Consider the following 15,182-nt stretch of genomic DNA (forward strand, 5'->3'; position numbering starts at 1 on the left):
CCGTGGCGCCGCTGCTGGAACTGAAGGGCATCGGGAAGAGCTATCCCGGTGTCCGCGCGCTGGACGGCGTCGACCTGTGCCTCGAGGCCGGCGAGGTGCTGGGTCTGATCGGCGAGAACGGCGCCGGCAAGTCCACGCTGATGAAGATCCTGGGCGGCGTGTTGCCGCCCAGCGAGGGCCGCATCCGGATCGCCGGCCGGGATCGCGCCTCGCTCAGCGTCGCCGAGGCAAGCGCCGCCGGCATCGCCTTCGTGCATCAGGAGCTCAACCTCTTCGACAATCTCGATGTCGCCGGCAATGTGCTGTTCGGCCGGGAGTCGGTGCGGGGCGGGCCGCTGCGCCTGCTCGACCGCCGTGCCGCCGCGGCGCGGGTGGCGCCGCTGCTGCGGCGGCTCGGCGCCGACTTCGCGCCGGAGACGCCCGTGGCGGAGCTGTCCATCGCGCAGCGGCAGCTGGTGGAGATCGCCCGCGCGCTGGCCGCCGAGGCGCGCATCATCATCCTGGACGAGCCGACCTCCTCCCTGACCCTGTCGGAAACGGCGCGGCTGCTGTCCGTGGTGAAGGAACTGCGGACGGGTGGCACCGGCCTGATCTACATCACCCACCGGCTGGGCGAGATCATCGACTGCGCCGACCGGGTCGTCTGCCTGCGCGACGGGCGGCTGGCCGGTGCCTTGCCGCGCGAGGAGATCGCCCATGCGGCGATGATCCGCCTGATGATCGGGCGCGAGTTGCGCGCGCTCTACGCGCCGCCGGGCCGGGCGGCCGGGGCGGGCGGGCTGGAGGCGCGCGGCCTGGTCACGCCGGCCTTTCCCGGGCAGGCGGTGGACCTCCATGTCAGGCCCGGCGAGATCCTCGGCCTGGCCGGACTCGTCGGTGCCGGCCGGACCTCCCTGGCGCGCAGCCTCTTCGGCCTGGACCCGCCGCTGGGCGGGGCGGTCCTTCTGGACGGGCGGCCGCTGCGCCTGGCCTCCCCGCGGGAGGCGGTGGAGGCCGGGATCTATCTGGTGCCCGAGGACCGCAAGCGGGATGGCCTGGTGCTCGACATGCCGATCGTCGAGAATGTCACCCTGGCCAGCGCGCCGGCCTATGCGCGCTTCGGCCTGATCCGGCGCGCGGCGGAATGGGCGGCCAGCGAGGCGCAGCGGGCGGCCCTCCGCATCAGGGCGCCCGACTCCGCGGCGCGGGTCGGCGACCTCTCCGGCGGCAATCAGCAGAAGGTGGTGCTGGCCAGGTGGCTCAGCATGGCGCCGCGCGTCATCCTGCTCGACGAGCCGACGCGCGGCATCGATGTCGGCGCCAAGGGAGAGATCTATGCCCTGATGCGCGCCCTGGCCGATCGCGGCGTCGCCATCCTGATGATCTCCAGCGACATGGAGGAGGTGCTGGGCGTCAGCGACCGCATCCTGGTGATGCATGAGGGCCGCATCAGCGGCGGCCTGGAGCGGGAGGGCTTCAGCGAGCAGGCGGTGCTGCGGCTGGCCATCGGGGAAGTGCCGGCGCCGGACGCCGCCGGACAACAGGAGAGCCTGCCGGCATGAGCAAGAAGGAAATCGGCCTCGCCCTGCTGCTGATCGTGATCGGCGGCATCACCGCGGCGCTCAACCCGCTCTTCCTGTCCGGGGTGAACCTGCTGAACATGGCCAATCTGATCGGCCTCTTCGGCATCTTCGCCATCGGCCAGGGGCTGATCATCATCACCGGCGGCATCGACCTCTCGGTCGGCTCGATCTTTGCGCTGCTCGGCGTGGTGCTGGTCGATCTGCTGGTGAACTTCGAGCTGGCCTGGCCGCTGGCGGTGCTGGCGGTGCTGGGGGCGGGGCTGGTGCTGGGTCTGCTGCACGGGCTCCTGGTGACGCGGCTGAAGCTGCAGCCCTTCGTCGTCACGCTCTGCGGCCTGCTGATCTATCGCGGCATCGCCCGCTACTACACGCAGGATTCCACCATCGGCTTCGGCTATGCGGGGGCCGAGCTCGACACCCTCGCCTGGCTGGCCTCGGGCCGCAGCCTCGGCATCCCCAATCCCTTCCTGATCCTCCTGCTCGTCGCCGGCGTCATGGCGGTGGTGCTGCACAGGACGGTCTTCGGGCGGCATCTCTACGCGGTGGGCCGCAACGAGGAGGCGGCGCGCCACTCCGGCATCAACACCGACGGCGTCATCATGGGGGCCTATCTGCTGGGCGGCGGCCTGGCGGGGCTGGCCACCGTGCTGCTGGTCTTCTACACGAGCTCCGTCTCCCCCTCCTCCTTCGGCAGCTTCTACGAGCTTTACGCCATCGCCGCTGCGGTGCTCGGCGGCTGCTCGCTGCGGGGCGGCGAGGGAAGCATCCTCGGCATCGTGCTCGGCACCGTCCTGCTGCAGATCCTGCAGAACCTGGTGAACATCCTGGGCATTCCCTCCTCGCTCAACTTCGCGGTGATGGGGGCGGTGATCCTGATGGGCGTCATCGCCGACCGGCAACTGGGCCTGCGGCGGCAGCGCATCCAGATGACGCGCAGTCAGCCGGCGGCGGCGGAATGATCCACCTACACAACCATAGGGTGCTGAAACAGTATTGATGGAGACCGGAGGTTTATGTCAGCCGAGACCGTCACGGAAAAGTGATTTCAGGATAGTGGCCAGCAAAAGAGCATAGGATTTCTCGCCCCTGCGGTATAGTTGTGCTTACAGGCAAGGCCTGCCCCAGGAGCGCGTACCTTGATAGAGGTCACCTACTCTCGCCACAGTGACCCCCGCATTGCTGCCCGCCTTTGTGCCGACGCCCTCCGGGCCCGGCAACCTGATCTGCTGCTCGTCTTCTGCGGCGGCAAACTGGATCCGGAAACGGTGATGGTCGTGCTCAAGGAGAGCCTCTCCGACGTGCCCGTGGTGGGCGGCGCCTCCGCCGGGGGCATCACGCGGCAGGGGATCGGCTACAGCGGCCTGGAACTCGTGGTGATCGCCTTCTCCGGCTGGGTCACGCCCCGTATCCTCATCGAGGAGATGGCGCCGGACGAGGTGACGGCGGGGGAGCGCCTGGGGCGGCGCGTGGCCGATCTGGCCTCCGAGGACGCCGCCGTGCTGCTGCTGTACGACAGCGTCGCCAGCCGGCCGCCGCTGCGGCTGCACCCGGCCAGCCAGATCGTCAGCGGTTTCCATGCCGGGCTGAGCGATCGCCAGGTCCGCCTCTTCGGCGGTGGCCTGCTGACCGACATGAATCTCTCCGATGGCTGGGTGCTGGATGGCGACCGGGTCCGCCACCATCTGGCGGTGGCCCTGGTCTTCCCGCCCGAGATCGAGGTGGTGTGCGAGATCCTGCACGGCTGTCGGCCGGTGAGCACCTTCATGGAGATCACCCGGATCGACGGAGCGGATGTCTACGAGCTGGACGGGGAGCCCGCCCTGGTGGTGATCGAGCGCATGCTGGGACTGCAGCTTGGAGAGTCCCAGGGCCAGGAGCTGTCCCTGCTGGCCACGCTCGGCCAGAAGCAGGGCGATCCCTTCGCCCCCTATGACGAGAACGCCTATGTGAACCGGCTGATCCTGCGCGCCAGCCCGTCCAATGGGTCCGTGACCCTGTTCGAGCCCGACTTCTTCACCGGCGCGCAGGTGCAGATCATGGCGCGGGACAATTCCCTGATGCTGGAATCCGTCCGGCACGGCGTGGCCTCCCTGCGCGAGGCCGTGAGGGAGGACGACAACCAGTTGGCTCTCTACATCGACTGCGCCGGCCGGGCGAGCGCCCGCAGCGGTGCCTTCCGGGAGGAGGCGGAGATGGTCGTCAAGGGGCTCGACCTGCCGGTGCCTTTCGCCGGCTTCTATTCCGGCGTGGAGATCGCGCCGTTCCAGGGTTATTCCCGCCCGCTGGACTGGACTGGCGTGCTGGCCATCCTGCGCCGCCGCCCTCGATGAACGTCATGCCACAGAGCGGCAAGGCCGGGCAGCTCGAGCGCGAACTCGCCTACTACCGCCGCGAATGCAACATGCTGGGCGCCCGTCTCCTCAGCCTGCAGGAGGAGCAGAGCCAGGCCTTCCGCGAGGCGCGGCGCAGCCGCACCGTGGCCAAGCTGATCCGGGAGGCCTATCGGCTGATCGACCACAGCACGTCGCCCGAGGCGCTGGGCGGGCCGATGCTCGCCATCCTGCTCGACAACACCATGTGCGACCGTGCCGCGCTGCTGCGGGAGGACAGGCCCGGAAGCGGGCATTTCACCGTGACCCATGCGCTCGGCCTTGGCGGCGAGCTGCCGGCGCCGGTCAGCCTGCCCGCCACGCCCGGCTTCTTCTTCACCACCTCGCGCAGCCGGATCGAGCCGCCGGCCTATGAACTCACCGCCATCCTGCGGCTGCCCTACATCCTGTGGGCCTACGACGCGACCTCGGGCCTCGCCCTCATTCTCGGCAACCAGAGCGAGAGCAATGTCAGCCGGCCTTTCGAGGAGGCGGATCAGGAGATCGTCGAGGGGGCGCTCTCGGTCTATATCGACATCCTGCTGCGCAAGCGGGCCGAGGTCGAGATGCGCGAGGCGCGGCGCATGGCGGAGGAGGCCAGCTCCACCCGCTCGCGCTTCCTGGCGACGCTGACGCATGAGCTGCGCACGCCGCTCAACGCCATCATCGGCTTCTCGGAGATGATGGCCACGGGTTCGACCTTCAATCCGACGCCCGAGCAGATCGGCCAGTACAACACCCACATCCTGACCTCGGCCAACCACCTTCTGGCCCTGATCAACGAGATCCTGGACTATTCCAGCCTGGCGCGCGGCCGCACCTCGCTGTCGCTGCGCTGGGCGCGGCTGGAGGACATGGTGCAGGAAAGCCTGGGCGCCGCCACGGCCTTCGCCGCCGAGCGCGGGATCTCCCTGGGCAGCCAGCTCGGCGAGGAGCCGCTCTGGCTGAAGGTGGACCGCACGCGGTTCCGCCAGATCCTCGACAACCTGCTGAGCAACGCCATCCGCTTCACCCCGGCCGGAGGCAAGGTCCGGGTCGAGGTCGCGCCGGAGGCGGAGGGCATCCGGCTCTGCGTGCGCGACACCGGCATCGGCATGCTCGCCGAGGACATTCCGCGCGCCCTCGAGCCTTTCCAGCAGCTCGACAACAAGTTCAGCCGCTCCTCGCCCGGCACGGGCCTCGGCCTGCCGATCGCGCGGGGGCTGGTCCGGGCCCATGGCGGGGAGCTGACCATCGAGAGCGCGCGCGATGCCGGCACCTGCGTCTGGATCAGCCTGCCGGAGGAGGCGCTGCACCGCGGCGCGGCGCCCCCCTCCGCCAAGCCCTGAGGGCAGGGGCCGGGCGTCCGGGCCCCCTTCCGGCTCAGGCCACGGCCCCGGGCGGCGTCGCGGCGAGAGTGGCCAGGTTGCGGTCGACGGCATGGATCAGCCCCCAGTTCTCGCTGTAGTTCATGGGGAAGCCCGGGGAGCCGGCATCCTCGTCCTGCTGCCGGGCACGGGCGTAATCCGTCCACTTGCGGGTCGCCGGACGGCGGTGATGGAAGTCGTGGCAGGGCGCGTCGCCCACCAGCACGAAAACACGGCTGAACAGGACGGCGGTCAGCATCCGCGCCCACCAGCCGGTCCAGGCCAGGGCGCCGCGCAGGCTCGTCGCCGGCGCCTCGGGCGGCAGGGCGCCGGGGAAGACGCCGACGGTGGAGGCGCAGACGAAGGCCTTGCCGCGCGCCTCGATCAGCGCGACATCGGGGAAGCGGTGCTCGCAGAGGATGCGGAAGACCGTCGCGATCTGCAGCAGGATGGTCAGCGGCAGGAACCAGGCGACCAGCACGGCACCCCAGGCGCCCGTGGCCGCGGCGACCAGCAACGGCAGCGCCAGGCCGGCGCGAGCCATCCAGTCATGCTGGCGATCGCCGCTGAACATGGCGGCCTTGACGCGGCGCAGCAGGAAGCGGGCGTGGAAGGCGGGGGAGATCAGGTTCATCACCACCCGGCGCCACAACTCGCGCTTCGGCACGCCGGGCTCCAGGCCGCAGACACCGAAGACGAAGCCGGTGAACTCGTCCTCATCCGTCAGCAGCTTGTTGGCGCTGTGATGCATCATGTGGTCCCGCTGATAGTCCTCGAAGCGGGTGAACAGCAGCAGCGCCGAAACCAGGCGCCCGACCTGACGGTTCCGCTCACGCGACCGGAACACCGTGCCGTGCGAGCAGTGATGGAAGATGACGACCTGGTAGAGGCCAAGGCCGGAGCTGGTGGCGGTCAGGCCGGCGGCCAGCATCAGCAGGGCGACGGGCCAGGGCAGCGCGGCGAGCAGCGCCGTGGCGCTCAGGGCGCATCCCGCGGCCATCCAGGCCAGGCCGCCGGCGACGTAGCGCCGGGCCGGAATTTCCCGGGCGGCCTCGCCAGGGGCCGGCTTGGCGGTCAGCCAGGTCAGGAAGGGCTGCAGGGCAGCAGGCAGACGCTGCGCCATGGCCGCGCGCGGATCCTCGCGCAGGCCTGGCACGGACTGCAGCGAGACCCCGGTCGGCACGTTGATTCGATTGAGCTTCATGTCGAATTTCCTCTTCTGAGGCGGATTGGTTCGCTGCGCCCGAGTATTTCGGGGTGCGCTGTCTTTATCGCCCGAACAAGGAATTCTGACTTGATTTTATTACTGTGCAGTCATTTAGACTTACCAAAGCCTTTGAGACGAAAAATGGTGCAATCTGTCGGTTTTCAACCCGGCAGGGTAAGGGCGCAGTGGGCCGCGATCTCCGCCCGCCGGGCCAGCCATACCCTGTCACCCAGGGCCGCGAGCCTGGCAAGGGTGCCCTCGAAGGCGGGAAAGCGCCCCGGCCGGCCGCAGATCCGAAGGTGGAAGCCGATATTCAACAGCCGGGGTTTCCCTTCCTCGCCCTCGCGCAGAAGCACCTCCAGCGCGTCCGAAATATAATCGAGCATCTCAACAGATCGAACAAATCCATTGGGATGGAAGAATTTCATGTCGTTTGTATCGAGCGCGTAAGGAATAACCATGAGGCCCGGCCGGTTGCTGTCGCGGTAGGGCAAGTCATCGTCAAAGGCATTGGAAATATAGAGATATCCCTGGTCCCGCAGTAGCTCCCGAGTCCAGGGACTCTCGGATCCGCGGCAGAAGAAGCCGATGGGACGCGTCCCGGTAGCGTCTTCGATGGCGCGCGCGGTGCGCGACAGGTCCGCGGCCTCCTCGGCGGCCGAGGTGTAGTCCGCATGCGGTCGCCACAGCCAGCCGTGCGCCGCCGCCTCATGCCCCGCCTCGGTCACGGCGCGGGCCAGGGCCGGTGCCCGGGCCACGGCCCGCCCGCACATCAGGAAGGTGGCCGGCACCTTGTGGCGCCGCAGCGAATCGAGCATCCGCCAGAGGCCGGCGCGGGTGCCGTAGGCGAAGATCTGCTCCTGCCCGATGTCCCGCCGGCCCGCCGGCACGACGCTGATCACCTCGCCCATCCGCTCGCATTGCGCGTCGCCATCGCCGACCTGCTGCTCGGCGCCCTCCTCGAAGTTCACCACCACCGAGACGGCGAGGCGGGCGCCGTTGGGCCAGCGCAGGTCAGGCCACTGGCCGCCATAGCCGATCATGTCGCGGGTCATGCGGGATCTCCTTCCGTGAGGTGGCCCCGCCCTGGCAAGGCTGGGGCCAATGGCGGCCCGCGAGGCCGCCCGCCCTGGCACGGGCGATGCAAGACGCGGCGCCATGCCCTGCGACATCGCTCCCGAATCCGCCCTCGCCGAAACCCTCCTGGCACGGCTGCGCGCCGCCAGCCTGGATGCGCCGGGCGTGACCCGCGCCTCCTTCGGTCCCGGCGAGCGCGTCGCCCACGCCCTGATGGCCGAGGCCGCCGCCACCCTTGGCCTGGAGGTCGCCGTCGATGCCATCGGCACCTTGCGGATGACCCTGCCGGGTCAGGATCGTGATCTGCCGGCGGTGGTGATCGGCTCGCATCTCGACAGCGTGCCGCATGGCGGCAATTACGATGGTGCCGCCGGGGTGGTCATGGGCCTCGCCGCCGCCGCCCGGCTCCGGCGCAAGGGGGCGCGGACTGCCCGCGATCTCATCATCCTGGGTATCCGTGCCGAGGAAATGTGCTGGTTCGCGGCGCATTATCTCGGCAGCCGCGCGCTGTTCGGCCTGTTGCCACCCGAGACGCCGGACCAGCTGCGCCGCGCCGACACGGGCCGCACCCTCGCCGAACACATGATCGAGGAGGGGCTCGACCCGACGCCGATCCGCGAGGGCCGCGCGTTGATGGACCCGGCGCGCATCGCCTGCTTCCTGGAGCCGCATATTGAGCAGGGGCCCGCCCTGGTCGCGGCCGGGCTGCCGGTGGGGATCGTCACCGGCATCCGCGGCAGCCTGCGCTATCCGCGCGCCAGCGTCAGCGGGGAACATACCCATGCCGGCGCCGTGCCGAGGGCCTTCCGGCGCGACGCCGCGCTGGCCGGCGTCGCGCTGATCGCCGCGCTGGAGCGCCGCTGGATCGAGATGGAGCGGGCCGGGGCCGACCTGGTCTGCACCGCGGGCATCCTGGCGACCGATCCGGCCCACCAGGCGCCGACCAAGGTGCCGGGCTTCCTGCGCTTCAGCCTCGATATCCGCAGCGAGGATGCCGCCCTGCTGGCGGAGACCGACCGCTGGCTGCGGGAGGAGACGGCGCGGCTGGAGGCGGAGCGCGGCGTGCGCTTCGACCTCGGCCCCGGCACCCATGCCGCGCCCGCCCGGATGGATGCGCGCATTCAGGACATCCTCTGGCGCGCCGGCGAGCGGACGGGGACAGGCATGATGCGCATGGCCTCGGGCGCCGGGCACGACTGCGCCACCTTCGCCGGGCTGGGCATTCCTTCCGCCATGCTGTTCCTGCGCAACGAGAACGGCAGCCACAATCCGGACGAGACGCTCGACATGGCCGACCTCGCCGCCGGCCTCGCCGTGCTGACAGGCGCGCTGGAGGAGCTTCTCGCCTGATCGCGACACCGTGGCGGAATTCTTGCCCGTGGCGGAACTTCTGTCGCTGGCACAACTCTTGCTGCCGACGAGCGCGATGCTGAAGACCTCTCCGATCGAAACGTCCACCGCCGGCCATCGTCTCGACATGGACGGAATCCGCGTGCGCTATGGCAGCGCGACCGCGGTGGATGGCGTGACCCTCACCGTGGAGCCCGGCGAGATCCTGGCTCTGCTCGGCCCCTCCGGCTGCGGCAAGACAACGCTGCTGCGCACGGTCGCCGGCTTCATCCGCGCCGATGCCGGGCGCGTGCTGGTCGATGGCCGCCCGATCGATCACCTGCCGCCCGGCGGCCGTGGCGTGGGCATCGTCTTCCAGTCCTACGCCCTCTTCCCCCACATGACGGCGGCGCAGAATGTCGCCTACGGACTGGAAGCCCGGGGCCGGCCGAAGGCGGAGATCGTCCGCCGCGTCGAGGCGGCGCTCGCCGCCGTTCGCATGGAGGCGTTCGGCGAGCGGCGCCCGCGCGCGCTCTCGGGTGGGCAGCAGCAGCGCGTGGCGCTGGCCCGCGCACTGGCCACCGAACCGCGCATCCTGCTGCTCGACGAGCCCTTCGCCGCGCTCGATCGCGCCCTGCGGCTGGACCTGCAGCTCGAGATCAAGCGCATCCAGCGCCGCTTCGGCGTCACCGCCGTGCTGGTCACGCACGACCAGGACGAGGCGATGAGCATGGCCGACCGCATGGCGGTGATGAACCGCGGCCAGGTGGAGCAGGTGGCGGCGCCCGCGGAGGTCTACGACACTCCCGCCACGCCCTTCGTCGCCGGCTTCGTCGGCACCAGCAACCGGCTGCATGGCAAGATCGAGGCGCGGCAGGGCGAGGATTACCGCATCCGCCTCGATGTCGGCGCCACGGTCACGGTGCCCAGCCAGCGCGGCTTCGCCCTGGGCGAACGGGTGCTGCTCAGCGCGCGGCCCGAGCATCTCATGCTGCATCCGGACGCGCCGGAGACAGCCGGGAGCTGGCCGGCGCGGTTGCGCCTTTCACTCCCGCTGGGCCCGGCCCTCGTGCACGACGTCGAGGCCGGCAACACCGAACTCAAGCTGCACCAGGCGCGACACGGCGCGCCGCCCTCGCCCGGACCGGTGCGCATCGGCCTCTCGCCCGGCGCCCGTCCGGCCCTTTTCCCCGTTGGAGACGCGACATGATCGAAATGAGCCGCCGCCACGCCCTGAGCGCCACCCTCGGGCTGCTGGGCGCCGCCGCCCTGCCGGCCGGGCCGGCGCGGGCCGCCGGCAGCATGACCGCCGCGGTCTATCCGGGCGGCTGGGACGAGGCATTGCGGGCCGTGCTGGCGCCGGCGCTGAAGCAGAACCACGGCGTCGACGTGGCCTTCGAGCCGCTCTTCGCCGTCGACCAGATCGCCAAGGCGCGCGCGGCGCGCGGGGTCGCGCCCTTCGATGTCTTCGTGCTCGATCCCGGCCCACGCGTCAGCGGCATGGACCTGAAGCTCTTCGAGCCTTTCGATCCGAGCCGCCTGAGCAACCGCGGCAAGCTGCCCGCCGGCTACGCGGACGCGGTGGGCGCCGGGGTCGCGGCGCAGGTCGTCGGCATCGCCTACAATCCGAAGAAGATGGAGAAGCCGAAGGGCTGGGCGGACCTGTTCAGGCCCGAATACGCGAAGCAGCTCGGCCTGACCGGCTTCGGCACCACCTTCGGCACCATCTCGCTGATCGAGATGGCCAAGTCCGTCGGCGGCTCCGAGGAGAACATGGAACCGCTCTTCGAGGCGCTGCGCAAGATCCTGCCCGATGTCGCCGCCGTGGCGCAGCCGGCCGCCATGCCGGGCCTGTTCCAGCAGGGACAGATCGGCCTGATGTACACCAACACCTATACGGTGACGCTGCTGAAGTCGCGTGGCGTGGACATCGAGTTCGCGGTGCCGGAGAGCGGCGCTGCCGCCTTCGGCACCACGATGCACATCGCCAGGGGCAGCAAGAACATCGACGCCGCCTACCAGTACATCGACACGATGATCAGCACGCCGGTGCAGTCGGCGCTGTCGCAGGCGCCGTACTTCTTCGTGCCGGTCAACACCGAGGTGAAGCCGGGCGCCGACGTGCCGATGAAGTCGATCGACGACCTCAGGACCTTCGTCACGCATGACTGGACCAAGATCAATCCGCAGCGGCCGCGCTGGATCGACCGCTTCAACCGCGAGATGGCCAAGTGAGCGAGCGGGGCGCGTGGCGGCTCGCGCTGCCGCTCGCCCTGGCGCAGCTGCTGTTCTTCCTCTCGCCGCTGCTGCTGCTGGCGGCGACCTCCCTCGCGACGGACGAGAATCTCGACACTGCCAGCCTCGCGGCCTGGCGCGACGTGCTGGGCGATTCCTTCCACCGCCAGGCGGTTCTGAACACGCTGCGCCTCGGCGCCCTCACCGTGCTCGCCACCCTGCTCTTCGCGGTGCCCCTGGCGCTGCTGCACATGGTGGCGGGGCCGGCCCTCAAGCGGATCATCCTGCTCGCCGCCGTGCTGCCGCTGCTGACCTCGGTGGTGGTGCGGACCTTCGCGTGGATCGTCATCCTGGGGCGGGAGGGCGTCATCAACAGCACGCTGCTTTCCACGGGTCTGACCAGCGCGCCCATCCCGCTTCTGCAGACCGAACCCGGGCTGATCCTGGCGCTGACGCAGATCGAGATGCCGCTGATGCTGCTGCCGCTGATCGCCTCGCTCGGACGCATCGACCCGGCGCTGCTCGACGCCTCGGCCTCGCTCGGCGCCTCGCTGTTCCGCACGCTGCGCCGTGTCGTGCTGCCGATGGCGCTGCCCGGCCTGCTGGCCGGTGCCACGCTGGTCTTCGCCAGTGCCTCCACCGCCTTCATCTCGCAGTCGGTGATCGGCGGCGGCCGGCTGGCCTATCTCCCGTCGCTGGTCTGGCAGCAGGCCATGGTGGTGTTCAACTGGCCCCTCGCGGCGGCCCTGGCGCTGACGCTGATGGCCTCGGTGCTGGCCGTCGCGGCGGCGCTCTCGGCAGTGGGAAGGAAGGCCGCGCATGTCTAGATTCGCCGCCCGCGACAAGCCGCTGGCCCTGCTGATCCTGGCCCTGGCCGCGATCGGGCTGCTGATCCTCATCGGGCCGGTGCTGATCGTGCTGCTCACCTCCTTCACCACCTCGCAGGCCTTGCGCTTTCCGCCGCCGGGCCTGACCCTGCGCTGGTACGCCGACCTCTTCGACCCCGCGCGCTCGGCGCAGATCCATGTCGCCGCCGGCAATTCCCTGGCCGTCGCCGCCTGCACGGCCGCGCTCTCCACCGCCCTGGCGACCGGCGCGGCGCTGGCCATCTCCCGCTCCCGCGCCACCTGGGCGCGCATGGCGGAAGGCGGCTTCATGGCGCCGCTGGTGCTGCCCGGCATCGCCTATGGCCTGGCGACGCTGATGTTCTTCTCCTGGCTGCGGCAGCCGCCGTCCTTCGGGCTGCTGGTCGCCGGCCATGCGATGATCGCGACGCCCTTCGCGCTGCGCACCATCGGCGCCAGCGCGGCGGGGCTCGATCCCGCCCTGCTGGAGAGCAGCGCCATCCTCGGCGCCTCGCCCTGGCGCACCTTCCGGCGCGTCGTGCTGCCCCTGATCATGCCGGGCGTGGCCGCGGGGGCCTTCCTCGCCTTCGTCTCCTCGCTCGACAATGTGCCGGTCTCCCTCTTCCTCTCCTCGGCGGAGACGGACATGCTGCCGATCCGCATGTGGGGCATGATGGAGACCTCGCTCGACGTGCGCGTCGCGGCGGCCTCCGGCGTGCTGGTGGCTGTCGCCTTCCTTCTTCTCGTGGTGATGGACCGCGCCGTGGGCCTGGTCCGCAGGATGGCCGGATGACGCTGAAGCCCGAACCCCTGACCGCCGAGGCCTTCGCGCCCTTCGGCGAGGTGCTGACGGTGCCGGAGGCCGCCGGCCGCCTCTACTACGAGGCGGCGCTGGCCAATGGCCGGGCCGGCGCCTGGCCCAGCCTGTCACTGTCCTGCAAGGAGCCCGAGCCCGCGCGGCGGCTGCGTGTCGAGGCGATGGAGCGGCACGAGTTCTCGTCGCAGAGCTTCGTTCCGCTCGGCGCCGCCGCCTGGCTGGTGCTGGTGGCGCCGCATGGCGCGGATGGCGGACCGGACATGGCCAGGGCGCGCGCCTTCCTGCCCGGCCCGGGCCAGGCCGTCACCTATGGCATCAATGTCTGGCATCACGGCATGACGGTGTTCGGCGCGCCGGCCCGCTTCGCCGTCTTCATGTGGCGCGATGGCGGGCCGGGGGATGAGGAATTCGTCCCCGTCGAACCCTTCACCCTGGACCTGGACTGACCTCCGATGACCTATCAGGTGAAGCGCGACTTCATCGGCTATGGCGCCAACCCGCCGGACCCGCGGTGGCCTGGCGGCGCACGCGTCGCGGTCAATTTCGTCATGAACTACGAGGAGGGCTCCGAGCCCTCGGTGCAGGATGGCGAGGGCTATTCCGAGCACGGCCTGACCGAGGCCCCTGGCATCGCGCATATCCCGAAGGGTCGCGACCTCGCTGCCGAAGGCATGTTCGAGTATGGCAGCCGGGTCGGCTTCTGGCGGCTGATGCGGCTGTTCCAGGAGCGTGGCCTGCCGATGACGGTCTTCGGCTGCGCCCTGGCCCTGGAGCGCAACCCCGAGGCGGCGGCGGCCATCCGAGAGAGCGGCTTCGATGTCTGCTGCCACGGCTGGCGCTGGGTGAAGCACTACGAACTCTCCGAGGCCGAGGAGCGCGAGCACATCCGCCGCGCCGTCGCCTCGCTGGAGCGGACGGTGGGGCACCGCCCCGATGGCTGGTACTGCCGCTACGGACCCAGCGAGAACACGCGCCGCCTGGTGGTCGAGGAGGGCGGCTTCCTCTACGACAGCGACAGCTATGCCGACGAACTGCCCTGGTGGGTCACGGTGGAGGGCAAGGGCCATCTGGTCGTGCCCTATTCGCTGACCAACAATGACGGCAAGTACGCCGGCGCCGTCGGGACCTCGGAGCAGTGGTTCAGCTTCGTGCGGGACGCCTTCGACACGCTCTACGCCGAGGGCGCGCGGACGCCGAAGATGATGTCGGTCGGGCTGCACATGCGGCTGATCGGCCATCCGGCCAGGGCGGCCGGCCTGGCGCGGCTGCTGGACCATATCCAGAGGCATCAGGATGTCTGGATCACCCGGCGCATCGACATCGCCCGGCACTGGGTGAGGCAGCATCCCTATCCCGGCCGCGGGCTGAACGAATAGGGTGACGGCCCCGCTTGGCGGCGGGGCGGCTCCCCCCATAGCATCCGCGCGCCGGACACCCCAAGTCAGCGGCAACACAAGCCGGGAGACACCGATGCGCGCCACCTCCGTTCTCGAGACCATCGGCCAGACGCCGCACATCCGCCTGGGCCGCCTCTTCCCCGACGCCGAGGTCTGGGTGAAGTCCGAGCGCGCCAATCCCGGCGGCTCGATCAAGGACCGCATCGCCCTGTCGATGGTCGAGGCGGCGGAGGCGGAGGGCCGGCTGAAGCCGGGTGGCACGATCATCGAGCCGACCTCGGGCAATACCGGCATCGGGCTGGCCATGGTCGCGGCGGTGAAGGGCTACAGGCTGGTCCTGGTCATGCCGGAATCCATGTCCATCGAGCGCCGCCGGCTGATGCAGGCCTATGGCGCCACCTTCGACCTGACGCCGCGCGAGAAGGGCATGAAGGGCGCCATCGAGCGGGCCAAGGAGCTGGTGGCCGAGACGCCCGGCGCCTGGATGCCGCAGCAGTTCGAAAATCCGGCCAATATCGACGTGCATGTCCGGACCACCGCGCGCGAGATCCTGAGTGACTTCCCCGAGGGGCTGGACGCGCTGATCACCGGCGTCGGCACCGGCGGCCACCTCACCGGTTGCGCCCAGGTGCTGAAGCAGGCCTGGCCCGCGCTGAAGGTCTTCGCCGTGGAGCCCGAGGCCTCGCCCGTGATCTCCGGCGGATCGCCCGCGCCGCACCCGATCCAGGGCATCGGTGCCGGCTTCGTGCCGGCCAACCTGCACACCGACCTGCTGGATGGCGTCATCAAGGTCGCGGCCGATGCGGCCAAGGACTATGCCCGCCGCTCGGCGCTGCAGGAGGGCCTGCTGGTCGGCATCTCCTCCGGAGCGACGCTGGCCGCCATCGCCGCCAAGCTGCCGGAGCTGGGGCAGGGCGCGAAGGTGCTGGGCTTCAACTATGACACCGGGGAGCGCTATCTCTCGGTTCCGGACTTCCTGCCGGGCTGAGGCCCGCCGG

The 15,182-nt window shown here is 70.2% G+C and carries 14 protein-coding genes; 12 read left to right on the forward strand and 2 right to left on the reverse strand.

Annotated elements, in window-relative coordinates:
* Positions 1 to 2: 2 nt before the first annotated feature.
* The 4 genes from D9598_RS12465 to D9598_RS12480 all read left to right on the forward strand — a co-directional run bounded on the left by D9598_RS12465 (position 3) and on the right by D9598_RS12480 (position 5,259).
* Positions 3 to 1,541, forward strand: coding sequence for a sugar ABC transporter ATP-binding protein (locus D9598_RS12465; RefSeq protein ID WP_198366836.1), 1,539 nt, complete (start codon positions 3 to 5; stop codon positions 1,539 to 1,541).
* Entirely contained in the window at positions 1,538 to 2,521 is a 984-nt protein-coding gene (locus D9598_RS12470; protein WP_198366837.1) for an ABC transporter permease, read from the forward strand. Before D9598_RS12465 ends, D9598_RS12470 begins: the two co-directional genes overlap by 4 nt.
* A 177-nt stretch (positions 2,522 to 2,698) precedes the next feature.
* Complete coding sequence (locus D9598_RS12475) at positions 2,699 to 3,892, forward strand: FIST signal transduction protein (protein WP_198366838.1); 1,194 nt, start codon at positions 2,699 to 2,701, stop codon at positions 3,890 to 3,892.
* Positions 3,893 to 3,897: 5 nt separating this feature from the next.
* On the forward strand, positions 3,898 to 5,259 hold the full coding sequence (locus tag D9598_RS12480) for a sensor histidine kinase KdpD (protein ID WP_198366839.1): 1,362 nt from the start codon (positions 3,898 to 3,900) through the stop codon (positions 5,257 to 5,259).
* A gap of 34 nt (positions 5,260 to 5,293) precedes the next feature.
* Here the strand turns inward: D9598_RS12480 and D9598_RS12485 are convergent, their stop codons facing one another.
* Both D9598_RS12485 and D9598_RS12490 read right to left on the reverse strand, forming a co-directional pair.
* Entirely contained in the window at positions 5,294 to 6,481 is a 1,188-nt protein-coding gene (locus D9598_RS12485) for a fatty acid desaturase (RefSeq protein WP_198366840.1), read from the reverse strand.
* 164 nt (positions 6,482 to 6,645) lie between these two features.
* A complete protein-coding gene (locus tag D9598_RS12490) occupies positions 6,646 to 7,539 on the reverse strand; it encodes a polysaccharide deacetylase family protein (protein ID WP_232477162.1) in 894 nt (297 codons plus the stop codon).
* A 49-nt stretch (positions 7,540 to 7,588) separates the two neighbouring features.
* Here D9598_RS12490 and D9598_RS12495 point away from each other — a divergent pair, with 49 nt between their 5' ends.
* From D9598_RS12495 to cysK, 8 genes are all read left to right on the forward strand, one after another.
* Positions 7,589 to 8,911 carry a Zn-dependent hydrolase gene (locus D9598_RS12495; protein ID WP_198366841.1) on the forward strand — a complete coding sequence of 441 codons (1,323 nt, stop codon included), beginning with the start codon at positions 7,589 to 7,591 and terminating at the stop codon, positions 8,909 to 8,911.
* A 76-nt stretch (positions 8,912 to 8,987) separates the two neighbouring features.
* A complete protein-coding gene (locus tag D9598_RS12500) occupies positions 8,988 to 10,100 on the forward strand; it encodes an ABC transporter ATP-binding protein (RefSeq protein ID WP_198366842.1) in 1,113 nt (370 codons plus the stop codon).
* The gene (locus tag D9598_RS12505; RefSeq protein WP_198366843.1) at positions 10,097 to 11,125 is read left to right on the forward strand and encodes an extracellular solute-binding protein; all 1,029 of its coding nucleotides are present in this window, start codon (positions 10,097 to 10,099) and stop codon (positions 11,123 to 11,125) included. The genes D9598_RS12500 and D9598_RS12505 overlap by 4 nt, the downstream gene beginning before the upstream one ends.
* Positions 11,122 to 11,952: an ABC transporter permease gene (locus D9598_RS12510; protein ID WP_198366844.1), complete on the forward strand. Its 831-nt coding sequence runs from the start codon at positions 11,122 to 11,124 to the stop codon at positions 11,950 to 11,952. Before D9598_RS12505 ends, D9598_RS12510 begins: the two co-directional genes overlap by 4 nt.
* Positions 11,945 to 12,763 (forward strand): ABC transporter permease, encoded by an 819-nt coding sequence (locus tag D9598_RS12515; protein ID WP_198366845.1) that lies wholly within the window; start codon positions 11,945 to 11,947, stop codon positions 12,761 to 12,763. Before D9598_RS12510 ends, D9598_RS12515 begins: the two co-directional genes overlap by 8 nt.
* A complete protein-coding gene (locus D9598_RS12520; RefSeq protein ID WP_198366846.1) occupies positions 12,760 to 13,233 on the forward strand; it encodes an ureidoglycolate lyase in 474 nt (157 codons plus the stop codon). The genes D9598_RS12515 and D9598_RS12520 overlap by 4 nt, the downstream gene beginning before the upstream one ends.
* Before the next feature lie 6 nt (positions 13,234 to 13,239).
* A complete protein-coding gene (locus D9598_RS12525; protein WP_198366847.1) occupies positions 13,240 to 14,163 on the forward strand; it encodes an allantoinase PuuE in 924 nt (307 codons plus the stop codon).
* Positions 14,164 to 14,257: 94 nt separating this feature from the next.
* On the forward strand, positions 14,258 to 15,172 hold the full coding sequence (gene cysK, locus D9598_RS12530) for a cysteine synthase A (RefSeq protein ID WP_198366848.1): 915 nt from the start codon (positions 14,258 to 14,260) through the stop codon (positions 15,170 to 15,172).
* Positions 15,173 to 15,182 lie beyond the last annotated feature (10 nt).

The sequence above is a fragment of the Roseomonas sp. KE0001 genome, assembly GCF_016107285.1.
In the GTDB taxonomy this organism is placed as follows: Bacteria; Pseudomonadota; Alphaproteobacteria; order Acetobacterales; family Acetobacteraceae; genus Pseudoroseomonas.